This window comes from Micromonospora sp. DSM 45708 (assembly GCF_039566955.1).
Taxonomy (GTDB): domain Bacteria; phylum Actinomycetota; class Actinomycetes; order Mycobacteriales; family Micromonosporaceae; genus Micromonospora.
This window is the reverse complement of the sequence record NZ_CP154796.1, coordinates 2,950,776-2,974,227: the sequence shown is the minus strand read 5'-3', so window position 1 is coordinate 2,974,227 and position 23,452 is coordinate 2,950,776. Positions and strand designations below refer to the sequence as shown.

The 23,452-nt window shown below is 72.5% G+C and carries 26 protein-coding genes and 1 riboswitch; of the genes, 6 read left to right on the top strand and 20 right to left on the bottom strand.

Annotation, left to right across the window (positions count from 1 at the left end; all coding sequences use genetic code 11):
• Window positions 1-31: 31 nt before the first annotated feature.
• Window positions 32-1,471 (top strand): helix-turn-helix domain-containing protein, encoded by a 1,440-nt coding sequence (locus tag VKK44_RS13175; protein ID WP_343447226.1) that lies wholly within the window; start codon window positions 32-34, stop codon window positions 1,469-1,471.
• A gap of 21 nt (window positions 1,472-1,492) precedes the next feature.
• Here the strand turns inward: VKK44_RS13175 and VKK44_RS13170 are convergent, their stop codons facing one another.
• Window positions 1,493-2,272, bottom strand: coding sequence for an endonuclease/exonuclease/phosphatase family protein (locus VKK44_RS13170; RefSeq protein WP_343447225.1), 780 nt, complete (start codon window positions 2,270-2,272; stop codon window positions 1,493-1,495).
• Between the two features lie 228 nt (window positions 2,273-2,500).
• On the opposite strand from VKK44_RS13170, the gene VKK44_RS13165 reads away from it, so the two are divergent.
• Window positions 2,501-3,223, top strand: coding sequence for a sulfite exporter TauE/SafE family protein (locus tag VKK44_RS13165; RefSeq protein ID WP_343447759.1), 723 nt, complete (start codon window positions 2,501-2,503; stop codon window positions 3,221-3,223).
• Entirely contained in the window at window positions 3,223-4,032 is an 810-nt protein-coding gene (locus VKK44_RS13160; protein ID WP_343447224.1) for a GNAT family N-acetyltransferase, read from the top strand. Before VKK44_RS13165 ends, VKK44_RS13160 begins: the two co-directional genes overlap by 1 nt.
• Here VKK44_RS13160 and def read toward each other — a convergent pair.
• Window positions 4,012-4,521, bottom strand: coding sequence for a peptide deformylase (gene def, locus VKK44_RS13155; protein ID WP_343447223.1), 510 nt, complete (start codon window positions 4,519-4,521; stop codon window positions 4,012-4,014). The genes VKK44_RS13160 and def overlap by 21 nt on opposite strands.
• Before the next feature lie 10 nt (window positions 4,522-4,531).
• Window positions 4,532-5,041 carry a MarR family winged helix-turn-helix transcriptional regulator gene (locus VKK44_RS13150; RefSeq protein ID WP_343447222.1) on the bottom strand — a complete coding sequence of 170 codons (510 nt, stop codon included), beginning with the start codon at window positions 5,039-5,041 and terminating at the stop codon, window positions 4,532-4,534.
• 51 nt (window positions 5,042-5,092) lie between these two features.
• Here VKK44_RS13150 and pip point away from each other — a divergent pair, with 51 nt between their 5' ends.
• The gene (pip, locus tag VKK44_RS13145) at window positions 5,093-6,040 is read left to right on the top strand and encodes a prolyl aminopeptidase (RefSeq protein ID WP_343447221.1); all 948 of its coding nucleotides are present in this window, start codon (window positions 5,093-5,095) and stop codon (window positions 6,038-6,040) included.
• Between the two features lie 11 nt (window positions 6,041-6,051).
• Here the strand turns inward: pip and VKK44_RS13140 are convergent, their stop codons facing one another.
• Complete coding sequence (locus VKK44_RS13140; protein ID WP_343447220.1) at window positions 6,052-7,239, bottom strand: chorismate-binding protein; 1,188 nt, start codon at window positions 7,237-7,239, stop codon at window positions 6,052-6,054.
• 123 nt (window positions 7,240-7,362) lie between these two features.
• On the opposite strand from VKK44_RS13140, the gene VKK44_RS13135 reads away from it, so the two are divergent.
• Window positions 7,363-7,563: a DUF5999 family protein gene (locus tag VKK44_RS13135; RefSeq protein ID WP_107157847.1), complete on the top strand. Its 201-nt coding sequence runs from the start codon at window positions 7,363-7,365 to the stop codon at window positions 7,561-7,563.
• A gap of 95 nt (window positions 7,564-7,658) precedes the next feature.
• Here VKK44_RS13135 and gcvP read toward each other — a convergent pair whose 3' ends face one another.
• Window positions 7,659-10,481: an aminomethyl-transferring glycine dehydrogenase gene (gcvP, locus tag VKK44_RS13130; protein ID WP_343447219.1), complete on the bottom strand. Its 2,823-nt coding sequence runs from the start codon at window positions 10,479-10,481 to the stop codon at window positions 7,659-7,661.
• A 73-nt stretch (window positions 10,482-10,554) separates the two neighbouring features.
• A riboswitch (glycine riboswitch) is annotated at window positions 10,555-10,645 on the bottom strand.
• Between the two features lie 59 nt (window positions 10,646-10,704).
• Window positions 10,705-11,544, bottom strand: coding sequence for an NAD-dependent protein deacetylase (locus VKK44_RS13125; RefSeq protein ID WP_343447218.1), 840 nt, complete (start codon window positions 11,542-11,544; stop codon window positions 10,705-10,707).
• A 167-nt stretch (window positions 11,545-11,711) separates the two neighbouring features.
• Between VKK44_RS13125 and VKK44_RS13120 the strand changes: the two genes are divergently transcribed.
• A complete protein-coding gene (locus VKK44_RS13120) occupies window positions 11,712-12,368 on the top strand; it encodes an NAD(P)H-binding protein (RefSeq protein ID WP_343447217.1) in 657 nt (218 codons plus the stop codon).
• Between the two features lie 61 nt (window positions 12,369-12,429).
• Here the strand turns inward: VKK44_RS13120 and VKK44_RS13115 are convergent, their stop codons facing one another.
• From VKK44_RS13115 to VKK44_RS13050, 14 genes are all read right to left on the bottom strand, one after another.
• Entirely contained in the window at window positions 12,430-13,110 is a 681-nt protein-coding gene (locus VKK44_RS13115) for a DivIVA domain-containing protein (RefSeq protein ID WP_343447216.1), read from the bottom strand.
• A 114-nt stretch (window positions 13,111-13,224) separates the two neighbouring features.
• A complete protein-coding gene (locus tag VKK44_RS13110) occupies window positions 13,225-14,391 on the bottom strand; it encodes a globin domain-containing protein (RefSeq protein ID WP_343447215.1) in 1,167 nt (388 codons plus the stop codon).
• Window positions 14,392-14,393: 2 nt separating this feature from the next.
• The gene (locus tag VKK44_RS13105) at window positions 14,394-14,783 is read right to left on the bottom strand and encodes a group I truncated hemoglobin (RefSeq protein WP_343447214.1); all 390 of its coding nucleotides are present in this window, start codon (window positions 14,781-14,783) and stop codon (window positions 14,394-14,396) included.
• Window positions 14,784-15,200: 417 nt separating this feature from the next.
• A complete protein-coding gene (locus VKK44_RS13100; protein ID WP_343447213.1) occupies window positions 15,201-15,791 on the bottom strand; it encodes a MerR family transcriptional regulator in 591 nt (196 codons plus the stop codon).
• 211 nt (window positions 15,792-16,002) lie between these two features.
• Complete coding sequence (locus VKK44_RS13095) at window positions 16,003-16,467, bottom strand: bifunctional nuclease family protein (RefSeq protein WP_343447212.1); 465 nt, start codon at window positions 16,465-16,467, stop codon at window positions 16,003-16,005.
• A 216-nt stretch (window positions 16,468-16,683) separates the two neighbouring features.
• The gene (gene ftsR, locus VKK44_RS13090) at window positions 16,684-17,385 is read right to left on the bottom strand and encodes a transcriptional regulator FtsR (RefSeq protein ID WP_343447211.1); all 702 of its coding nucleotides are present in this window, start codon (window positions 17,383-17,385) and stop codon (window positions 16,684-16,686) included.
• A 50-nt stretch (window positions 17,386-17,435) separates the two neighbouring features.
• Window positions 17,436-17,888 (bottom strand): oxoglutarate dehydrogenase inhibitor Odhl, encoded by a 453-nt coding sequence (gene odhI / locus VKK44_RS13085; RefSeq protein WP_007071101.1) that lies wholly within the window; start codon window positions 17,886-17,888, stop codon window positions 17,436-17,438.
• 216 nt (window positions 17,889-18,104) lie between these two features.
• Window positions 18,105-18,485 carry a glycine cleavage system protein GcvH gene (gcvH, locus tag VKK44_RS13080; RefSeq protein WP_343447210.1) on the bottom strand — a complete coding sequence of 127 codons (381 nt, stop codon included), beginning with the start codon at window positions 18,483-18,485 and terminating at the stop codon, window positions 18,105-18,107.
• Window positions 18,486-18,540: 55 nt separating this feature from the next.
• On the bottom strand, window positions 18,541-19,449 hold the full coding sequence (locus VKK44_RS13075) for a DUF881 domain-containing protein (RefSeq protein ID WP_343447209.1): 909 nt from the start codon (window positions 19,447-19,449) through the stop codon (window positions 18,541-18,543).
• 10 nt (window positions 19,450-19,459) lie between these two features.
• Window positions 19,460-19,792, bottom strand: a complete 333-nt coding sequence (locus VKK44_RS13070; protein WP_007071104.1) for a small basic family protein — start codon at window positions 19,790-19,792, stop codon at window positions 19,460-19,462.
• Complete coding sequence (locus tag VKK44_RS13065; protein WP_343447208.1) at window positions 19,789-20,739, bottom strand: DUF881 domain-containing protein; 951 nt, start codon at window positions 20,737-20,739, stop codon at window positions 19,789-19,791. Before VKK44_RS13065 ends, VKK44_RS13070 begins: the two co-directional genes overlap by 4 nt.
• Complete coding sequence (locus VKK44_RS13060) at window positions 20,736-21,371, bottom strand: CDP-alcohol phosphatidyltransferase family protein (RefSeq protein WP_343447207.1); 636 nt, start codon at window positions 21,369-21,371, stop codon at window positions 20,736-20,738. The genes VKK44_RS13065 and VKK44_RS13060 overlap by 4 nt, the downstream gene beginning before the upstream one ends.
• A gap of 292 nt (window positions 21,372-21,663) precedes the next feature.
• Window positions 21,664-22,134: a MarR family transcriptional regulator gene (locus VKK44_RS13055; RefSeq protein ID WP_343447206.1), complete on the bottom strand. Its 471-nt coding sequence runs from the start codon at window positions 22,132-22,134 to the stop codon at window positions 21,664-21,666.
• A 47-nt stretch (window positions 22,135-22,181) separates the two neighbouring features.
• Entirely contained in the window at window positions 22,182-23,369 is a 1,188-nt protein-coding gene (locus VKK44_RS13050; RefSeq protein WP_343447757.1) for a PP2C family protein-serine/threonine phosphatase, read from the bottom strand.
• Window positions 23,370-23,452: the final 83 nt, after the last annotated feature.

Here is a 23,452-nt window from a genome sequence, read left to right as displayed (position 1 = left end):
CGGGGCGACGGCCTATCGGCACGCTGGGGGCATGTCGCGTACGGAGCGTCCGCTTGATGCGTCGTCCGGGCCCGCCGCCGCCTTCGCGATGCAGTTGCGTGCCTTGCGGGTCGCCGCCGGGTCTCCGAAGTATCTGCAGATGGCTCGCCGGACCGGGCGTTCCCGGACCGCGTTGGCCGAAGCCGCGGGCGGCGACCACATTGCGCAGTGGGAGACGGTCGAGGCCTTTGTGCGGGCGTGCGGTGGTGATCCGGCGGAGTGGGTCGTGCGCTGGGAGCAGGCGCGTGCGGCGGCGTCCCGCGGCGCCCGAGCCGTGCCGTCGTCGCCGCGTCCGCATCCGGTGCCGGAGGGGTCAGCGCAGCCGGCCGGTCAGGAGGCGGTCGTGGGGGCGCGCGCGGGCGGCGGCCGGTCCGGGATCCGGCATCGGGCACGTGCCGGCGCTGTGCTGCTGCGGCGGGTGCCGCGACCTGTGCTGGGGGTGGGGGCGGCGGTGGTCCTGGTGCTGTTCGGTATGAGCGTGCCGCGGCCCGGGGCGTTGACGGGTCGCCACGATCCGGCCGGCGCCGCCGGCGGGATCCGTGTCGCCGGGCCGGCAGTGTCGACGCTTGTGGCCGTCAGCCGGTTCGGCAGGTTCGCCACCGGCGATCTCGCCGTGACCGGTGCGGGCGGGGTGGTGGAGGTCTGGGACACCCGCACGGTCGTGCGGCGCCATATTCTCGTCACCGGTGACGAGCAGGTCACTGATGTGCAGTTCGATCCGCTGAACCGCAATGTGCTGGCGACGGCCGGCACGAACGGTTTGTTGCGGCTGTGGAACACCACGGACGGCAAGCCTGTCCTCAGCATCGCCGGCCGGGCCGCCGGAAGCAGGATGGTCTTCGCGTTCGATCCGCGTCGGCGTGGGATCGTCGCGACCGTCGGCGGGGGCGGGACGGTGCGGATCCTGCGGACGGACACCGGCCGGCTCGTGCGGGAACTGCACACCGGGCTGGCCGACATCACCGCGCTGGCGTTCGACTGCCACAACGAGGGCGATCTGGCGGCCGGCGGCGACGGTGCCCTGGAGGTCTGGAGCAGCAGCGACGGCGCCCGCGTCAGCGTCGGGGAACGGATACCGGGGCGGGTCACGTCGATCCGGTTCGACCCGTTGACCCGGAACACCCTTGCCGTCGTCGCGGCGGGCGCGCCGCCGGGCATCTGGGATGCCAGTAACGGCCGTCGGGTGCGTTTTCTGCGCAGCGATGCCGGTCCTGCGGTCGTCGCGTTCAATCCGCTGATCAGGAACAGCATGGCTGTGGGCGACGGCCACGGCCGGGTGCGGATCTTCGACGCCAGTAACGGCTTGCCGGTGCACACTCTCGACGGCCGGTACGGTCCGGTCACCGCCGTGGAGTACGCGTCCGACGGGGCCGTTCTGGCCGTGGGCACCCGCGATGGAGCCGTCCGGCTCGAGGTCGTGGACGACTGGTGACCGGGCGTCGTCGGCGGCTGGTCAGCCGAGGTCGACGACGAGGGGGCGGTGGTCGGAGATGGTGGACGGTGGCGTGGCGACGGCGGTGACGGGTGGGAGCCGGTCGAGGTGGTGGGGGTCGGCGAGGATGTGGTCGAGCTGGACGCGGGGTTGTCCGGCCGGGTAGGTGGGGCGGCGGGCCAGGGGGCGCCAGCGGGACAGCGCGGCGGCGGGGCCGGCGGGGAGGTTGAGGTCGCCGAGCAGGATGCGCGGGGCGGGTAGGGCGCGCAGGGCGCGGACGACGCGGCGCAGTTGCCACACGTTCCAGCCGGGGACGAAGGACAGGTGGGTGGCGGCGACGGTGAGCGGGCCGTGAGGGGTGTCGAGGACGGCGGCGAGGACGACGCGGGGTTCGTCGCGCAGCAGGACGAGTCCGCCGCCGGGGCCGGGGATGTAGATGGGTGAGCGGACGGGCGCGGCGGGTAGGCGGGTGACCTGCCAGGAGCGGACGGGGTGGCGGCTGATGAGGCCGACGCCGTAGAGGGGTTCGCCGTGGCCGTCGTCGTCGTGGGTGAGGGGGCGGAAGTGTTCGCCGGGGGTGCCGACGACGGCGGCGGCGAAGCGGTGGTGGTCGGCGTGCAGGGCGTGGGCGGCGAGGGCGGTGAGGTCGAGTTTGCCGCTGCGGGTCTGGTCGCGGTCGACTTCCTGGAGGGCGAGCACGTCGGCGTCGAGGGCGGTGACGGCGGCGGTGAGTCGGTCGGGGTCGACGAGCCCGTCGGTGAGGGAGCGGCCGTGCAGCAGGTTGAAGGTGGCCAGGCGCACCTGCACACCCTACGTGGTGGTGGCAGGCTGGGCGGATGCTGAAGCTGTTGTGCTGTTCGGTGCTGGTGTTCGTGGCGGTGGCGTCGGTGGGGTTGTGGTTGCGGCGTCGTCGGGGGCGGTGAGGCTGGCCACAGGGGTGCCCGCCGGTGGCGGCGGGGTGGGCAGAATGCGGCCGTGGATGCCGGGTCGTTGACGACGTTGCTGGCCGCTGCCGCGTTGGCGGGGTGGGTGGACGCGGTGGTGGGTGGTGGCGGGTTGCTGCTGTTGCCGGCGTTGTTGCTGGCGGCGCCGGGGGTGCCGGTGGCGACGGCGTTGGGGACGAACAAGTTGGCGGCGATCTTCGGTACGTCGACGGCGGCGGTGACGTATGCGCGGCGGACGAAGCTGGACTGGGCGGTGGCGGGTCCGGCGGCGGGGTTGGCGGTGGTGACGGCCGGGTTGGGTGCGGCGTTGGCGGGTGCGGTGCCGGCGGGGGCGTACCGGCCGGTGGTGCTCGTGGTGTTGGTGGCGGTGGCGGTGTTCGTGGTGGCCCGGCCGCGGTTGGGGGTGGTGGCGTCGCCGGCGCGGCGGACCCGGTGGCGGGTGGTGGTGGCGGTGGCGGTGGCGGGGTTGGGTGTCGCGTTGTACGACGGGTTGATCGGTCCGGGTACGGGCACGTTTCTGGTGTTGGTGTTCACGGCGTTGGTGGGTGCGGATTTCGTGCACGCGTCGGCGATGGCGAAGGTGGTGAACGCGGGGACGAATCTGGGGGCGCTGGTGGTGTTCGGGCTGACGGGGCACGTGTGGTGGTGGTTGGGGGCGGCGATGGCGGTGTGCAACGTGGCCGGGGCGGTGGTGGGTGCGCGGATGGCGTTGCGGCGGGGTGCGGGGTTCGTGCGGGTGGTGTTGTTGGTGGTGGTGCTGGCGTTGGTGGCGCGGTTGGGTTACGACCAGTGGTCGGCGGTGCGGTGATGGCGGTGCGGGCGGAGCATGACCGGGCGGTGCTGGCCGGGTTGTTGGGTCGGGATCCGGTGTTGCACGCGTACCAGTTGGGTGATCTGGACGATTTCTTCTGGCCGTACACGTCGTGGTTCCGCTCGGGTGACGAGGTGGTGTTGCTGTACCACGGGGTGGAGTTGCCGACGTTGTTGGCGTTCGCGGCGCCGGATCGGGTGGCGGCGTTGTCGGGGTTGTTGGTGGCGGTGGCGCCGGTGTTGCCGGCGCGGTTGTGGGCGCACCTGTCCCCTGGTCTGGAGGCGACGGTGGCGCGGTGGTACGGGGTGTCGGACGCGGCGGCGCACGATCGGATGGTGTTGACGGATCCGGTGCGGTTGGCGGCGGTGCCGGCGGTGGGTGAGCCGTTGGGTCGGGCGGACCTGCCGCAGTTGCGGGAGTTGTACGCGGTGGCGTATCCGGGGAACTGGTTCGATCCGCGGATGGTGGACACCGGCCAGTATGTGGGGGTGCGCGAGGGTGGCCGGTTGGTGGCGGTGGCGGGGGTGCACGTGTGGTCGCCGCGGTGGCGGGTGGCGGCGGTGGGGAACGTGACGACGCATCCGGACGTGCGGGGGCGTGGTCTGGGCGCGGGTGTGGTGGCGGCGTTGTGCGCGCGGCTGCGGGCGTCGGTGGATCATGTGACGCTGAACGTGCGGGCGGACAACGCCGCGGCGGTGCGGTTGTACGGGCGGTTGGGTTTCACCCGGGTCGCGGGGTTCACCGAGTGCGCGTTGACGCGGGTGGCCGGCGGGTCGGGCGGGGTGTCAGCGGGCCCGGCTGGGTGAGTCGAACCGGCCGGCGCGGATCTCCCGTAGCGCCCGGCGGCGGGTGTCGCCGCGCAGCGTGTCGACGTAGAGGCGGCCGTGCAGGTGGTCGGTCTCGTGTTGCAGGGCGCGGGCGAGGAAGCCGCTGCCGGTGATGGTGAGGGGTTCGCCGTGCTGGTCGTGGCCGTGGGCGGTGGCGTGCAACGCGCGGGGGGTCGGGAAGTAGAGGCCGGGGATGGACAGGCAGCCCTCGTCGTCGTCCTGGAGTTCCTCGGACAGTTCCAAGGTGGGGTTGACGAGGTGGCCGAGGTGGCCGTCGGCGCCGTAGACGAAGACCTGGGCGTTGACGCCGATCTGGGGGGCGGCGACGCCGGCGCGGCCGGGCGCGCCGAGCAGGGTGTCCATCAGGTCCGCGACGAGGGCGCGGAGTTCGGCGTCGAAGGTGGTGACCGGTTCGCTGGGGGTGCGCAGGACGGGGTCGCCGATGATCCGGATCGGGCGCATAGTCATGCCCGGAAGGCTATCCGTTGCTTACCGGCCCGGGGTGCCCACCCGCCGGTGGGAGCAGCCCGGTGTCGGCGATGCGGTCGCGCAGCGGGCGGTGGCGCAGCGCGGTGAGCACGGCGTACAGCTCGTCGGCGAGCGGGACGGGCAGTTCGGTGTCGAGGTGGCGCATGGCGGCGGTGGTGGCGGCCCATTCGGCTTCGACGGCGGGCAGCAGCGCGCGGGCGCGGTCGGTGAGGGTGACGATGCGGTGGCGGGCGTCGGTGCCGGGGGTGAGGGTGACCAGGCCGGCGCGGCGCATGCCGGCGACGGTCTGGCTGGCGGCGGAGTGGGTGACGCCGACGCGCTCGGCGAGGTCGCGGATGGGCAGGGGTCCGTCGGTGACGAGGACGCGGACCACGGGTGAGTAGCGGGGCCGGTAGTCGGTGAGGCCGAGTCGGTCGTGGACGGCGGCGACGTCGCCGTCGAGCAGTTCCAGGACGTGGCGCAGCAGGGTGCCGAGGGCGTCGCGGTGGGGGGCGGTCACGTCCGCTAATGTAACAGCGCTGTTGTTTCCGGTGGTGGGAGGACCGCGGACATGTATCCCCCGATCGAGCCGTACGCGTCGGGTCACCTGGACGTCGGCGACGGCCAACGCGTGTACTGGGAAACCTGTGGCAATCCGGACGGGCGGCCGGCGCTGGTCGTGCACGGCGGTCCCGGCTCGGGCGCCGGCGCGTCGTGGCGGCAGCTGTTCGACCCGGCCGCCTACCGGGTCGTGCTGTTCGACCAGCGTGGCTGCGGGCGCAGCACCCCGCCGGCCGCCGACCCGGCGACCGACCTGTCGGTGAACACCACCGCCCACCTGGTGGCCGACATGGAGGCGCTGCGCGCGCACCTGGGCGTGGACCGGTGGCTGCTGTGCGGCGCGTCGTGGGGTTCGGCGTTGTCCCTGGCGTACGCGCAGGCGCACCCGCGGCGGGTCACCGCGTTGGTGCTGTTCAGCGTGGTGGCCAACACCCGCCGCGAGATCGAGTGGGTGACCCGGGACATGGGCCGGGTGTTCCCGCAGGAGTGGGCGCGCTTCCGCGACGGGGTGCCCGAGGCCGACCGGGACGGCGACCTGGCCGCCGCGTACGCCCGGCTGGTCAACGATCCCGACCCGGCGGTGCGGGAGCGGGCGGCGCGCGACTGGTGTGACTGGGAGGACGTGCACGTCTCGCTCGCCGGCGGGTACGCGCCCAGCCTGCGCTACGCCGACCCGGTGTTCCGGTACGGGTTCACCCGGCTGGTCACCCACCACTTCGCGAACCTGGGTTTCCTGACCGACGGGCAGTTGCTGCGCGACGCCGGCCGGCTCACCGGCATCCCCGGGGTCCTCGTGCAGGGCCGGCTGGACGTCAGCGGTCCGCCCGACATCGCGTGGCGGTTGACCCAGGACTGGCCGGACGCCCGGCTGGAGATCGTCGAGTCCGGCGGGCACGGCCAGGGCCACGGCATCGGCGAGCGGGTCGTGGCCGCCCTGGACGCGTTCGCCGCCGCCTGAACCGCCGGCGGTCAGCCGGCGGCCAGCAGCGCGCGTACCGGGGCGGCCTTCGCGGCGGCCTCGGCGACCTCGGCGGCGGGGTCGCTGTCCCAGGTGATGCCGCCGCCGGCCCACAGGTGCAGCCGGTGGGCGTCGGCGGCGGCGGTGCGGATGGTCAGTCCCAGGTCGAGCCGGTCCGGCCCGACCCAGCCCAGCGCGCCCATGCCGGCGCCGCGGCCGACCGGCTCCCGCGCCGCCACCTGGGCGAGCGCGGCGTGCTTGGGCGCGCCGGTGACCGACCCGCCGGGGCACAGCGCGCGCAGCAGGTCGGCCAGGCCCAGGCCGTCGGCGGGCGCCGCGGACACCGTCGACTCGGCCTGCCACAGGTCGCACCAGCGGCGTACGGCGAACAGCTCGTCGACGCGGACGGAGCCGGTGCGGGCCACCCGGGCCAGGTCGTTGCGTTCCAGGTCGACGATCATGACGTGTTCGGCGCGTTCCTTGGCGGAGGTGAGCAGGTCACGGCGGCCGGCGGCGGTGGCCGGGCGGGTGCCCTTGATCGGGCGGGTGACCAGCCGGCCGTGTTCGATCGCGACGAGCGTCTCCGGGGAGGCGCAGCCCAACGCCCAGCCGGGCCCGGTGAGGGCGCCGCCGTAGCGGGCGCCGGGCAGCGCGGCGAGGCGGAGCAGCGCCGGACGGGGGTCGCCGGCGTAGTCGGCGGCGGCGTGCCCGACGACGTTGACCTGGTAGACGTCGCCGCGGGCGATGGCGGCGCGGACCGCCTCGACGGCGGCGGCGTGCGCGGCCGGGGTCCAACTGTCCCGCCAGTCCCCCAGTCGCCAGCGGGTCGGCGGCGGCGCCCGGTGCGGGCGGTCGCCGTGGTGGTAGACCACCACGACCAGGTCGGGCAGCGCCGGCACGGGCGTGGGCGCACCGGTCGGCGCGCCGACGGCGTACGCGCCGGCGGCGGCGGACAGGAACAGCGCCGCCCCGCACGGCCCGTCGGGGGTGTGCCGGCCGGGCCGGGTCAGGTCGTCGACGCCGACGCCGTGCGCGGTGAGGAAGCGTTGCGCCAGGTCGGCGGGGTCGCCGCCGTCGCCGACGCGCCACTGCAACCGGGCGGTCTCGACCAGTCGGGACCGACAGCCGGGGGGCGCGCCGGGCACCGCGACCGGCACGTGTGGGAGCGCTTCCACACCGTGTGGACCGTTCCGCCTCATCCGTTCAGCCGATTCTGGGTGAACAAGCCGCGACCTTGCTCGATGGCGCGCGGTTTCGCTTGGTACTGTGCGTCACTGGTCATGTGAACCATGACACAGTGCCCCCACAGTCCGGAGAACCCGATGTGTCAGCACCAACCCACCTGCCCCTCCGCCGACGCGACCGACCGCGAAGCCGCCCGCGTCCTCGCCTGCTTTCCTGAGCAGGGCTGGAGCCTGCTCTGCAACGGCGTCATCATCTTCGAGGACACCGGTGAGCTGCTCCCCGACGGGCGGACCATCGCCCCGCACCGGGGACCGGCCCGCCACGCCCTCGTCGCCTGAGCGCTCACGCAGCGTCAGTGAGCGTACGCGCCGAACGGACACCGTCGGCGCGCCGGCCGGGGCGGCGATCCACCACCGCCCCGGCGTGAACGCCCTCAATCCTCGAACGCCTCCGGCGCCGGACACGAGCAGACCAGGTTCCGGTCGCCGTACGCGCCGTCGACGCGCCGCACCGGAGGCCAGTACTTCCCCGCCCGCTCCACCGCCCCCGGGTAGGCGCCCACCGACCGCGGATACGCGTGCGGCCACTCGTCGCCGGACACCATCGCCGCCGTGTGCGGCGCGTTCGACAGCGGGTTGTCGCCCGCCGGCCACTCCCCCGAGCCCACCTTGTCGATCTCCGCGCGGATGGCGATCATCGCGTCGCAGAACCGGTCCAGCTCGGCCAGGTCCTCACTCTCGGTCGGCTCCACCATCAACGTGCCGGCCACCGGGAACGACATCGTCGGCGCGTGGAACCCGTAGTCGATCAGCCGCTTCGCCACGTCGTCGACGCTCACCCCGGTCGCCTTCGTCAACGGCCGCAGATCCAGGATGCACTCGTGCGCCACCAGGCCCTTGTTGCCGGCGTACAGCACCGGGAAGTGCGCCCGCAGCCGCACCGCCACGTAGTTCGCGGCCAGCACCGCCACGCCGGTGGCCCGCGCCAGGCCGTCCGCGCCCATCATCCGCAGGTACGCCCACGGGATCGGCAGGATCCCCGCCGACCCGTACCGGGCCGCGGAGATCGCCGGCCGGCCGTCGACGGACGCGCCGACCGGATCGCCGGGCAGAAACGGCGCCAGGTGCGCGCGCACCGCCACCGGACCCACCCCCGGGCCGCCGCCGCCGTGCGGAATGCAGAACGTCTTGTGCAGGTTCAGGTGCGACACGTCCGCCCCGAACTTCCCCGGCTTGGCGAACCCGACCAGCGCGTTGAGGTTCGCCCCGTCGACGTACACCTGACCGCCGGCGTCGTGGACCTTCGCGCACAACTGCGCGATGCCCGTCTCGTACACCCCGTGCGTCGACGGGTACGTCACCATGATCGCCGCGAGGGCGTCCCGATGCTTGTCGATCTTCGCGTCGAGGTCGACCAGGTCGACGTTGCCGTCGGCGTCGCAGCCCACCACGACCACCCGCATGCCGGCCATCACCGCCGACGCGGCGTTCGTGCCGTGCGCCGACGACGGGATCAGACACACGTCGCGGTGCCCCGCACCGCGCTCCCGGTGGTAGGCGCGGATCGCCAGCAGCCCGGCCAGCTCCCCCTGCGACCCGGCGTTGGGCTGCACACTGACCGCGTCGTAGCCGGTCACCTCCGCCAGCCAACCCTCCAACTGGCCGATCAGCTCCCGGTAGCCGGCGGTCTGCGCGTCCGGCGCGAACGGATGCAGGTGCGCGAACTCCGGCCAGGTGACCGGCTCCATCTCGGTGGTGGCGTTGAGCTTCATCGTGCACGACCCCAACGGGATCATGCCCCGGTCCAGCGCGTAGTCGAAGTCGGCCAGCCGCCGCAGGTACCGCAGCATCGCCGTCTCCGAGTGGTGACTGCGGAACACCGGGTGGGTGAGCACGTCGCCGGTGCGGGCCAACCCGTCGGGCAGCGCCACCTCCACGTCACCGTCGACACCGTCGACGCCGAACGCCGCCCACACCGCCCGAAGGTGCGCGTCGGTGGTCGTCTCGTCGCAGGACACCCCGACCCGGTCGGCGTCGACCAGCCGCAGGTTCACCGTGCGGGCCGCCGCCGCGGCCACCACCTCGGCGGCGCGACCCGGCACGGTCGCGGTGACCGTGTCGAAGAACGCGACGTTCGCGACCTGCACGCCACCGGCGCGCAGCCCGGCCGCCAACCGCGCCGCCGCCCCATGGGTACGCCGGGCGATGGCACGCAGCCCGTCCGGACCGTGGTAGACCGCGTACATGCCGGCCATCACCGCCAGGAGCACCTGCGCGGTGCAGATGTTGCTGGTCGCCTTCTCCCGCCGGATGTGCTGCTCGCGGGTCTGCAACGCCAGCCGGTACGCCGGGTTGCCGTCCGCGTCGCGGGACACCCCGACGAGGCGGCCCGGCAGCATCCGCTCCAGGCCGGCGCGCACCGCCAGGTAGCCGGCGTGCGGCCCACCGAAGCCCATCGGCACCCCGAACCGCTGGGTGGTGCCGGCGGCGATGTCCGCGCCGATCTCCCCGGGCGCACGCAGCAGCATCAACGCCAACAGGTCCGCCGCGACGGTCACCAACGCGCCCGCGGCGTGCGCCGCCTCGACCAGCGGCGCGTGGTCCCGGACCACCCCGGACGCGCCCGGGTACTGCAGGTGCAGGCCGAAGAACTCCGCCGGCAACTCCTCGGCGTCCACGTCGACGACCCGCACCTGGATACCGAGCGGCTCGGCGCGACTGGTGATCACGGCGATGGTCTGCGGCAACGCGTCGGCGTCCACCACGTACACCGGGCTCCTGCTCTTCGACGCGCGGCGGGCGAGAGTCATCGCCTCCGCCGCGGCGGTGCCCTCGTCGAGCATCGACGCGTTCGCCGTGGCCAACCCGGTCAGATCGGTGACCATGGTCTGGAAGTTCAGCAACGCCTCCAGCCGGCCCTGACTGATCTCCGGCTGGTACGGCGTGTAGGCGGTGTACCAGGCCGGGTTCTCCAACACGTTGCGGCGGATCACCGCCGGGGTGTGCGTGCCGTGGTAGCCCAGGCCGATCATCGACACGGCGACCGTGTTGCGGGCGGCGAGCGCGCGCAGCTCGGCGATCGCCTCCCGCTCACTGGCCGGCGCCGGCAGGTCCAGGGTGCCGTGCCAGCGGATCACCTCGGGGATCGCCGCGTCCATCAGCTCGTCGACGGAGCCGTAGCCGACGGCCTCCAACATGCGGCGCTCGTCGTCCGGGCCGGGGCCGATGTGCCGGTCGGCGAACTGCTCAGCGGTCATGCGCGGCGCTCCTTGCGGGGGCGAGGTCGACGGGTCGGCCTCCCCCTGAGTCGCGCTGACGCGCTCCACAGCGCCTGCCCACGTGGTCCTTTTGCCTGAGAGGTTCCGGGGAGAATCTGCCCCTTCGGCGCCGTCGGGTCGACGGTCTCTCCCACGTGGGTGGTACCGGCACCCCCCACGCTACCAGCGGCCGTGTTTCCGGCTCATGTCCCAGGGTGTGTGATCACACCGGCGCCGGCTCGGCCAGCCCGGCGGCCAACGCGGTCAGCGTGGCGCCCAACGGCGCGTCCAGCCGCACCGTCGCGTACCCGTCACCACGGGTGACGCCCTGGTTGACGATCGCCACCGGAACGCCGAGCTTCGCCGCCCGCAACACGAACCGGCGCCCCGACATGACCGTCAACGACGACCCCAGCACCAGCAACGCCCGGGCCTCCTGCACCAGGGCGAAACAGTCCGCCACCCGGGGCGCCGGCACCGTCTCGCCGAAGAACACCACGTCCGGTTTGAGCATGCCGCCGCCGCACACCCCGCAATCGACGACCCGGAACCCGGCCACCGCCTCGTCCGGCAGCTCCACGTCGCCGTCGGGGTTGACGTGCGCCACCCGCGCGTCGAACCCCGGGTTCGCCTCGGTCAACCGCCGGTGCAGCTCGTCACGGCCGGTCAGGTTGCCGCAGTGCAGGCACGTCACCTCGTCGAGCCGGCCGTGCAACTCGATCACACCGGTCGCGCCGGCGGCGGTGTGCAGCCCGTCGACGTTCTGCGTGATGATGCCGCCGAGCAGCCCCGCGTGCTGCAACCGGGCCACCGCCCGGTGCCCGTCGTTGGGCGCCGCCCGGACGATGGTCCGCCACCCCAGGTGGCTGCGCGCCCAGTAGCGCCGCCGCGCCGCCGGGTCCCGGGTGAACGCCTGGTAGGTCATCGGGGTGTGCCGGCGCGCCGCGCCACTGGGCCCCCGATAGTCCGGAATGCCCGACTCGGTGGACAAGCCGGCGCCGCTGAGCACCACCACACCCCCGCCGGCCACCAGCCCGGCCAACACCTCGAACGCCTCACTCACCCCACCATGCTGCCTCGCCCGCCCCCGCCCGCCCACCCTTCGCCCCCACCCCCGGCGTTGATCATGAAGTTGGCGGTGGGTGACGCGCGGCGGATCGTGCCGCCAACCTCACGATCACCGAAGCCGGTCACCCGGCACGGCAGCCACCGGCGGGCTAGGTTGAGCACATGCGCGTCGTCATCGCCGGAGGCCACGGCAAGATCGCCAAGCTGCTGGAACGGGACCTCGCCGGACGCGGCGACACCCCACTCGGACTGATCCGCAACCCCGACCACGCCGCCGCGCTGCGCGCCGCCGGCGCCGAACCCGTCGTCTGCGACCTCGAACACACCGACGTCGACACCCTCGCCACGCACCTCACCGACGCGGACGCGGTGGTGTTCGCCGCCGGCGCCGGCCCCGGCAGCGGCGCCGACCGCAAGGACACCGTCGACCGGGGCGCCGCCGTGCTGCTCGCCGACGCCGCCGTCCGCGCCGGCGTCCGCCGCTACCTGCTGGTGTCCGCCATGGGCGTCGACGACCCACCCGCCCCCGACACCGACGACGTATGGGCGGCCTACCTGCGGGCCAAGAAAGCCGCCGAAGACGACGTCACCGGCCGCGACCTCGACGTCACCGTGCTACGGCCCGGCCGGCTCACCGACGACGAACCCGCCGGCCGCATCACCCTCGCCCGGCACGTCCCACCCGGCGCGATCAGCCGCGCCGACGTCGCCCGGGTGCTGCTGGCCCTGCTCCAGAACCCCGACACCGCCGGGCACACCCTCGAACTCGTCGCCGGCGACACCCCCATCGCCGACGCCGTCGACGCGCTCACCGGCTGACCCACCACGTCCGGCCCCCGCCGGTCCGGCCCACCCGCCCCACGGCGGGCCGGACCGGCACTCACCGCTGGTGACGCGGCAACGCCGGCTGCGGCGCACCCCCGCCAACCGGCGGCGCCTCCCGCGCGAGACGCTCCATCGTCCGCGCCAACTGCTCACTGCCGTCGTCGAGATGCCGGGCCGCCGCCCGCATGTGCGACATCATCATCTCCCCGAAGATCCGCAACGCCTCCCGCGTGGCCACCGAATCGTCCGCATCGCCACCGGCGGCACGCCGATACTCCATCACCGCCCGCTCGGCCTCCTGCTTCGCCTCCTCCGCCGCCGCCCGCAGATAACTCTCGTACTGCGCCCGGGCGTACTCGGCGACCCGACGGGCGTAGTCGTGAGCCTGCGCGATGATCTGCTCCGCCTCCCGCTGCGCCGCCGACAACAGATTGACCTCCTTGGCCGCCGGCCGCACCGGCTTGTCGGCACTCGGAATCACCCCGTGCCGGTGCAACTCCAGATGGTCGTTGAGCCGCTCGTTCTCCGCCCGCAGATTCGCCACCTGGGTGGCCAGCAGATCCAACTCGTCGGCCACCTGCATCCGGAACCGGTCCACGTCGGCCTGCTCATAGCCACGGCGGGTGAACGCCGCCGACCCGAACTCCCACCGCCGCACCCGGTCCGAGGTCAACCGCACCTGCACCGCGCCGGACACCTGCTGCGCGTCGTAACCACTGATCGGGGCCGCACTCATCGGACCATCTCCGTTCGCGACTGCGGGGCTCGCAAACCCAGCTCACTCCTCACGCTCACCGGGCCGTCTCCGTTCGCGACTGCGGGGCACGCAACCCCGGCTCACTCCTCACGCTCACCGGGCCGCTCCGGACTCGTCAGAGGCCGCCACGGCACGCCACGCCGGCCCGTACCACTGCTTGCCGAAACCCTCGTGGTGCAGCTGACCCGACCGGTAACCGGCCCCCGTCAACGCCGCCACCGAATGACTCACCATCTCGTCGGACCCGCACAGGTACACGTGCCGTGACCGCCAGTCCCCGTCGGCCAACACCCGGTCCACGACCCGCGCCGGCTCACCCGGCCGCACCGGATCCGACCCCGCCACATACGACACCCGCAACCACGGATGCGACGCGGCCACCTTGTCGATCGCCTCGCTGTCGTAGAACTCCAACCTCGACCGCGCCCCCACATACAGGTCCACCCGCCGGCCCGAACCCTCCGCCGCGACCTGCTCCACCAACGCCTTCACCGGCGCCCAACCGGTCCCACCGGCCAACAACAGCAGATCCGACGACCCGGCCCGCCGCAACGTCAACCCGTCCCCCACCGGCGCCGCCAGATGGATCTGGTCACCCGCCGCGCACCCGTACACCAACCGCGACGACACCGCGCCCCCCGGCGCGGCCCGCACGTGCAACTCCACCGTGCCGTCCGCGCGCGGCGCGTTCGCCGGCGAGTAGTACCGCCACGACCGCACCGCCGGATGCGACACCCCGATCGACTGACCCGGCGTGAACGGCAACAGGTACTGCGGTCGCACCGTCAACACCGCCACGTCGAACGTGCGCTGCTCATGGGTCAACACCTCCGCCACCCACCACGGCGGCGAATGCGCCTCCGCCGCCTGCGCGGCCTCCGTCATCACCCGGGCGACCAACCCGTACGCCGCCGCCCAGTCGGCGGCCAACTCCTCGGACCAGCCGTCACCGCAGAAATGCCGCAGCGTCTCCACCAGCGCCTCGCCGACCGCCGGGTAATGCTCGGCGCGCACCGCGAACTTGCGGTGATCCGCGCCCAGCTGCCGCAGGAAACCGACCAGCCGATCCACCTGGTCCACATGCGACACGATGTGCCCCAACGCCGACACCAGCCGGTCCCGCTGCCCGGCCATGTTCGTCGGGAACATCTGCCGGGTTTCCGGATGCGCCAGGAACAACGTCGAATAGAAGTAGAGCGGCACCTGGTCACCGTGCCCGGCGACCACCGACCAGCTCTGCTTGAGCCGATCCGCGTCCACGCTCAGGCGTTCCCCGCCGACACGATCTGACCCCGCACCTGGCCCAACACCACCTGCACGTCGGCGATCACCTCCGCCGGCACCCCCAACTCCACCAACGTGGCGCTCAGGTGCTCACCGACCTTCGCGTAGTGCGCCCCCGGAATACCCAACGGCTGGTGCGCCTCGGCCAACTCCCGGCCCGCGTACTCGTTCGGCCCACCCAGCACCACCGCCAGCATCAACGCCAGATGCCGCCGCTGCGCCACCATGTCCACGTCGGCGAAGTAGCCGGCCAACTCCCGATCCGCCAACACCCGGTCGTAGAACAGCTCCACCGCCGCCTTCACCGCCGCCGCGCCGCCGATGCGGTCGTAGTGGGAGATCGGGGTGGTCTCATTCGTCACCGTCATGCTCGGTCCTTCCGCCAAGGGGTCCGCGGCAACGCCGCGGCAGGGACAACGCCAGTCGACGCAACATCACACACCGTGACATCAACACGTCGACGACAGTGACGGACCATAGCGTGCCCGCCGCCACCGTTCACGCCGGCCCTATCAGAATCCCGACAACCCTCAACTACGGACAGTCAACGAAACGGCCCGAGGCGACGCACCCACCCCACCCATCCGGCCCACCCACCGTCTCTTTCGGACACTGCGCGGCTACCCATCGCGACCTGCGCACATCCCGCCCACCACCGACGCGACCCGACACCGACCCCCGGACCCACCCCGCACACCCCACCACGACCACGCACCGTCATCAAACGACAGATCGCGCCGGGCCGAAAAGCCACGACGCGATCCCACATACGAGACGCTGACGAATCACCCGGCCCGACGCCGCGCACGACGCGCCGCCAACTCGTCCCCCACCGAATCCGCCTCCGGCTCCGGCTCCACCGGAACCTCCCGACCCGACCCACCCACCGGCTCCGCCGGCAGATGCGACAACGAACCCTGGATCTCCTTGAACGCCCCACCGATCGCGATGCCGAACACGCCCTGGCCACCCTGCAACAGATCGACCACCTCCTCCGGCGACCGGCACTCGTACACCGTCGTCCCATCGGAGATCAACGTGATGCCCGCCAGATCGTCCACCCCACGCGACCGCAACGCCTCGATCGCCCGACGGATGTTCTGCAACGACACCCCGGCATCCAACAACCGCTTCACGACCTTCAACACCACCAGGTCGCGGAACGAATACAACCGGGACGTCCCCGAACCCGACGCGTCCCGCACACTCGGCACCACCAGCGACGTCCGCGCCCAGTAGTCCAACTGCCGGTAACTGATGCCCACCGCCGAACACGCGGTCACACCCCGGTAACCCACCTCGCCGTCACCGAACGACTCGGGCCCCACACCCGCCTGCTGCTCCGAATTCGGACCAGGATCCCGCGGCTCGTGCATCCGGACCAACCTCCCCGCCCGTGCGGTGCCACGTCGACTTCCCCGTACGCGCACCCCTCGACACGGCAACCCTAACGCCGCGCCACCGACAACGCCGACAGGAGACACCCGACACGCCGCGCCACCGAACCACGACAGCACACACGGCGGCCAGCCGCCACCACCGTGACAACCACCGCCGCGCACCCCCGGCCACCCGGCCGGCCACCGGTCAGCCCGCGAAATCCTCCGGACGCACCTGCTCCAGGAACTCCCGGAACTTCTCCACCTCGTCCTCCTGCTCGTCCGGAATCACGATCCCCGCCTCACTCAGGACCTGCTCCGCACAACGAATCGGCGCACCCACCCGCAACGCCAACGCGATGGAGTCACTCGGCCGCGCCGACACCCGCACCCCGTCACCCAGCAGCAGGTCCGCGTAGAAGACGTTCTCCTTCAACTCGGTGATCTCCACCGCCTGCAACGGCGCCTGCAACGCCGCCAACACATCCCGCAGAAGATCATGCGTCAACGGCCGCGCCGGCTTGACCCCCTGCTGCTCATAGGCGATGGCCGTCGCCTCGACCGCGCCGATCCAGATCGGCAGATAGCGGTCCCCCTCGACCTCCCGCAGCAGGACGATCGGCTGGTTGCTCGGCAACTCCACCCGAACTCCGACCACGCTCAGCTCGCGCACCGCCGCCTCCGTGTCGTCGTCACCTGCGCACCGCGCCCTTCCCTGCACGGTACACGGACCAGGACGCGAGAGTCCCACGCGCTACGTGCACCACGCCTCGACAGACGGGCTTACCCCGGCAAGCCTACGACACGCCCACCCCCGCCCGATCTTTCCGCGCCCACCCACGACGAAAGGGGCCGGGCACCCACCGGCACCCGACCCCCACCGACCACCTCACCGACCCAACGTCGACCGCAGCCCCACCCGCACCAACGCCGCGTGCAACTGCTGCGACAACGCCATCAACTCCCGCGCCGTCTCCGCCGCCCGCGCCCGCGCCGCCGGATCACTCTGCCGCGCCAACGGCGCCACCAACTGCGCGAACAGACCGACCTCCCGATCCGCCGCCGACCGGTACGCCCGCAGATGCCGCGGCTGGAACCCGTACGCCGCCAACCCCGCCACCGCACTCGCGATGATCAACGCATCCGCGTCGTACCACCCCGGCGGATCCGACACCAGCACACCGAGCCGCTCCAACTCGACCAACGTCGACTCGTCGACCCCGCTGCGGGCGATCAACTCCGCCCGGCCCAGCCGCACCTCCGGCGACTCCACCGGCTCCGCCGACTCCCGACCCGGCACCACGCCACCCGGACCGACCGCCACCAGATTCGGCCGCGCCCGCCCCGACGGCACATCCGAGCCGTCCCACTGCGCCAACTGATCCCGGATCACCCGCAACGGCAGATACTGATCCCGCTGCGCGGCCAACACGAACCGCAACCGCGCCACGTCGTCCCAGCCGTACTTCCGGTAACCCGACGGCGTCCGCTGCGGCTCCACCAGGCCCTCGGCCTCCAGGAACCGCAACTTCGAGATCGTCACGTCCGGAAACTCCGCCCGCAACTGCGCCAACACCTCGCCGATACTCATCAGCGCAGGCGCACGCGCCGCCCCGGCCGGCCTCGAAGCCGCAGGCTCGTTCACCCCCGGCCGGCCTCCTCCTCCGGGCGCGGACCGGCGATGAACACCACCCGGAACTTGCCGATCTGCACCTCGTCACCGTTGCTCAACGTCGCCGCCTCGACCCGCTCACGATTCACGTACGTGCCGTTCAGGCTGCCCACATCCCGCACCGTGAACGTGCCACCGTCCCGGTGGAACTCCGCATGCCGCCGCGACACCGTCACGTCGTCGAGGAAGATGTCACTGTCCGGGTGCCGACCACTGGTCGTCACATCGTGATCCAACAGGAACCGGGCACCCGCATTCGGGCCCCGCCGAACCACCAGCAACGCCATTCCCGGCGGCAACGAACCGGACATGCGGCTCGGCACCACATCGGTGTCCGGCCCCTCCAGCACTTCGTCGAGCGAACCGAGATTGAGCGTCGAAGTGACGTCGAGCGGGGGGAACTCGTCGTCGGGCCGCGTCATGGGACCACCTCACGGATCTGTTCGGTCGGCGTCGGGGAATGGCGGGTCTGGCCGCCGGGCGAACCCACACCCGGCGGCTGGCTCCCCATGCCCGGGAAGGCGCATTCCGCAACGCTCAAACTATTGGGTTCTCGGTCGACTGGGCGAGCCTAGCCAGCGCCGAAATGCAGGGCAACCGGACGCGCGGAACCAACCGCCGCCCGGCACGACACGAACTCAGCTCTCGGTGAGCTCGCGGTACGCGTCAGCGGTCAACAGACCCTCGACCGCCGCCGGATCATCCGGAGTGATCTCCACCAACCAACCCGCACCGTACGGATCCGTGTTGATCACCTCCGGTGTGTCGACCAACGCCTCGTTGCGCGCCGACACCGTGCCGCCCAACGGCGCGTAGATCTCCGACACGCTCTTCGTCGACTCGATCTCCCCCAGCGACTCACCGGCCGCCACCACCGCACCGGGGTCCGGCAGCTGCACGAACACGATGTCACCCAGGGCGTCCTGCGCGAAGTGCGTGATACCGACGCGGACGACACCACCGTCACCACCGACGACCCACTCGTGCTCGGCGGTGTACCGCAGATCCTCAGGAATCACCAACTGCGTCCTTCGTCATCGGTGCACCGGGAGAACCGGCGCGGGCCGCGACCGGTCAGGAAACCGGCCGGGCATGGTCCAGCTTGATCGGCGCGTGCAGCTGCGAAACCTCCACAACCTCACGATCCTCGGACGTCACGTTACCGGCGGCGTCCCGCACCGATGAGACCACCCCGCCCGGAATGTTCAACGCCGTACGCATCGTCGCCGGGTCACCGATCACCAGGATCGTGTACGGACCGTTCAACCGCCGCCCGTCCACCACCAGACCCCCACCCGACGCGTCCACGAAATACGTCGACGCGATGATCCGCACCGCGGTGCCGTCCGCACCCTGGATCTGCATCGCCTCCGCGCCGGCACCCCGCAACTCCTGCACCGCGTCCAGGATCCGCGTCGACGACATCGCCTTGTCCGGCCCCGAGAACCGCACCTCCAGCCCCGGGCCCACCGCCGGCAGCGTCCCCGCCAGGATGCCCAGCTCGTCCGCCCGCCGCGTCGCCTCCTCCAACGCCGCCTGCCGACCCTGCTCACCCGAGCGCAACTGGCGCTGACTCTCCTCCAACGCCTCGATGTCCTGCCGCAGCCGCCGCTCCCGCGAATCCAGATCCGACGAGATCCGGACCAGGTCCTCCTCCCGCGTCGCCGCGAGCGTCGGATCCGTCGACGTCGTCTTCAACTGCACCACCAACGTGAACCCCAACAACGCCAGCAGCACCGCGATCATCGCGCCCGCCGACGTCAACCGCCGGGACACCGGCGCACGATCCGCCGCGGCCCCCGGCTCCTCCGCCGGCGCCGGCACGTCCTCCCGCTCGACCGGCTCGACCGGCGCCAACGGGCTCAACTCGTCCGGATCGGGCGCGTCCGGACGCGGGTCCGGCTCACCCGCCGGACCCGCCGGCCGCTCCGGCCCCGCCGGCGACGGCCAACCCGTACCCGTCTCCCTGTGCTCCTCGCTCATCGCCACCAACCTACGCCCGGAACAGGTGCCGGCGGATCGCCGCCACATTCCCGAAGATGCGCACCCCGAGCACGACCACCACACCGGTGGACAACTGACCGCCCACCCCCAACTGGTCACCCAGATACACGATCAGCCCCGCCACCAGCACGTTCGAGATGAACGACACCACGAACTGCTTGTCGTCGAAGATCCGGTCCAGCTTCGCCCGCACCCCACCGAACACCGCGTCCAACGCGGCCACCACCGCGATCGGCAGATACGGCTGCAACGCCGCCGGCACCGTGGGGTCCAGATACACCCCCAGCACCACCCCGGCGAGCAACGCCAGCACCGCGATCATCGGCCACCTCCGGAGGGACTGGGAGAAACACCCGAGCCGGACGGCCCGGGACTGGACGAGCCCGCGACACCCGAACCCGACGGCACCGGACTCGGACTCGCCGACGGCTCGGCGTAGCGTAGCCGTGGCTCAGGAGCCGCCGGCAGGGTGAGGTCGTCGACCTCCTTCACCCCGAACGACAACCCCGTCGTCTTCGCGACCTCACGCATCAACGCCGCCGCCCGACCCTCGTCGAACCGGTCCCGCATCGACCCCGGCCCGATCGCCTGCACCTCGTACGGACTCGTCACCGGCCGGTAGTCCACCAGGATCGCCTCACCGGCCTGCCGGATCGTCGACGTCGCCGTCAGCCGCTGCCCGTTGATCGCCACGGCCTCCGCGCCCGCCGCCCACAGACCGTTCGCCACCTTCTGCAGGTCCGAGTACAACACCTGCGACGGGCCCGCCTCCGCACCCGTGACCGCGTCCTTGTCACGCGGCGCGTCCACCAACCGCACCACCACACCGTCGCCCCGCACCCGCCCCAGACCGGTCCCCGCCTCAAGAGTGCGCAACCGGGACGCCTGCGAGCCGCTCAACGCCGCGTCCCGCTGCCGGCCGACCTCCTCACGCAACTGCTCGGCCCGCTGGGTCAACCGGTCGGTCTCCGCCTCCCGCTGCTTGATCTCCGCGATCAACCCGGCCCGCGCCGTCGCCCGACTCGGCTCCTCCGCCATCGTCTCCTGGTACGCCACCGCGAACAGGAACCCGATCACCGCCAGGACCACCAGACCCACCGGTCGGGCCAGCACCTGCCGCACCCGGGACACCGGGCCGGTCGCACGCCGCGCCGCGGCGTCCCCGTACCCCGGGTCCAGCGGATTACGGAACAGTTCGGTCAGGAAGTCCGGTGCGTACACCCGCGCCGACGGGTCGCGTTCCCCGTCCCGCGGCGGCGCCGCCGTCACGCCGGCGCTCCCGCGCGCCGGGCCCGCATCGCCCGCACCAGCCGGCGCGCCTGCACCACGTACATCGCCCCGGCGGCCCAGTAGAGGACCAGGCCCCACCAGGCCAGCCCCCAGCCGATCGCCCCGGCGGCGGTGGCCACGCCCGGCGCGGCGTCGGCGAGCAGCAGGAGCGGGAACGCCGCCAGCAGCAGGAACGTCGCGGTCTTGCCCACGTAGTGCACCGGCGGCGGGCCGTAGCCGTACCGGCGCAGCACCCCCAGCGAGCCGAGCAGCAGCAGCTCCCGGGCCAGCAGCGCCGCGGTGAACTGCCAGGGCACCACGTCCCGGGCGGTGAACGCGAGCAACGTGGCGAGGATGTACAGCCGGTCGGCCAGCGGGTCCAGCAGCTCCCCCAACCGGCTCACCTGTCGCAGGCGACGGGCGATCCAGCCGTCCACCCAGTCGCTGGTGCCGCCCACGGCCAGCACCACGATGGCGACCACGTCGGCGCGGACCACCAGGAAGAGGTAGAGGAACAGCGGCACGCCCAGCAGCCGGACGAAGCTGATCAGGTTCGGCAACGTGAGGACGCGATCCGCCGCGACCGTCGCCGCATCCCCCGGGTGCTCCTCTGGAGCCGGCCGACGCGACACCCCTCACCCTCCCTCCGCAGCACGGTCCGGCAGCCGAACGAACGGCCGCCGGAGGAACGTGCGCGTTGCCGGCCGGTCAGACGCCGGCAGCTTCTGCGATCCCGGGCTGGGACCTTCCCGATGCGGCCCGGGATCGCTGCGATCACGGGCCGGCCAGTTGCGCTGCCACTATATCGGGCTTCCCGCTCCGTCCCCGGTGCCGTGCTGCGTGGCTGCTCAGCGTGGCGACGGTGGGGACCGTCACATCGCGTAGAGCGTCCTAGGATAGTGATGGAGCGGACGGGCGCGCTGGTCAGGCCGTGCGGGCGGTGGAGTCGGAACCGGCCTGCGGCGCGGTCACGCTCGCCGCCTGACCGAACGCCAGCAACGCCAGCAACAACTCGTGCTGCACCCGGTTGGGCATCCGGTCGAGCACCGCCTGCACCGCCCGGTGCCGCCGCTCCTGCAACTCGCGCAGCAGCGACTCCGCCGCGTTCGTGGGCAGGAGCCGCACCTCGCGCCGGTCCCGCGGGTCGGCGACCCGGCGCAGCAACCCCACCGCCTCCAACCGGTCGCAGAGCCGGCTCGCCGACGAGGGCACCACGTCCAGCAGCTCGGCCAGCCGGTTCACGTTGGTGTCGGGGTGCGACATGATCAGCGACAGCACCCGCAACTGGGTGGGCGAGACGCTGAGGTTGTGCCGCGAGGTGGCCGAGTCGAGCACACCGACGAGCGCCTCGGCAGCCGCCTCGACGGCCGCGGCAAGATTCGGAGGTCGCTCCACCGTTGTCCCCTGCGATCGTCCCGCTCGTGTTCGCCCCGCCGCTCCGGTCACCGCCGCGAGGCGTCGTCCGGCCGGCTGGAACCGCGCCAGTCCAGGCAGACGACGACCGCGTCGTCGCGGAGATCCGCGTCGGCATGGTACGCGTGCAGTTCGCGCATCACCGTACCAACTGCCTCGGTGGCCGGCTGCAACCGAGTGGACCGCATCGCCCGCGCCATCGCCCGCGTGCCGTAGGGCTCCTGCTCGTCCGGCTCCGCCGCGTACACCCCGTCGCTGACCACGAAGAGCCGGTCGCCCGGCTCCAGACCGAACTCCTGCACCGCGTAACGCGTCTCGGCGAACATGCCCAGCGGCAACTGCTGGTCCAATGTGACCGGGGTGACCCGGCCGCCGCGCAGCCGCAGCACGTGCGGGGAACCGGCGTCCACCGCCCGGACCACGCCCCGCCGCCCGTCCAGCTCCAACAGCAGCGTGGCCACGTGCCGGCTCCCCCGGTGCTGGTAGAAGATCGTGTCGGAGGCCAGCTCCGCCTGCTCCACCAGGCTGCCGCCGGAGCGGCGCGCGTTGCGCATCGCGTTGACGGTCACGGCGGTGAGCAGGGACGCGGACAGCCCGTTGCCGGCGCCGTTGAGCACCGTCACGGTGAGCCGGTCCCCGTCGACGGACCAGTCGAAGTGGTCACCGCCCACCGTGTACGCCGGTTCGAGTTGCCCGGCCAGCAGCACGTCACCGTGCCGGACGCTGCGCCCCGGCAGCAGGTCCCACTGCATCTCGGCGGCCATGCTGAGCCGCTCCCGGCGACGCGCCCGACGGTAGCGGTCGGTCTCCCGGTCGGCCGCCCGGATCGCCACCGCCAGGTCGCCGGCGGCGTCGCGGGCCGCCGCCACCGTCGCCGCGTCCGGCACGGCGGGCAGATCGACCATCAGCACCCCGAGCCGTTCGCCCCACACCGACAGCGGCAGGTAGGCACGGCACCGGCCGTCGTCCGCGGTGTCCAACACCGGCTCCTGGCTGCTGAAGCAGCGCTGCGCCACACCGTGGGAACGGAGTGGGCCGCCGTCCGGGCGCTCCGGATCCAGCACCGGCCACAGCCCGCTGGAACGGTAGTCGGCGACGAACACCTCCGCACGCGCGGCGCCGAGCGTGTGGCGCAGCACCGCGTCCGCGGTCTCCGCCAACTGGTCGGGTGGTGCCGTGCGCAGGGCACGCGACACCGATCCGGACGCCTCCGGCATGCTCATCCTCCGATGACGACTATTGCTACAGGGCAAACATCATACGGAGGACAGCCGACACCGGACGCGCCACCTCGGACGGG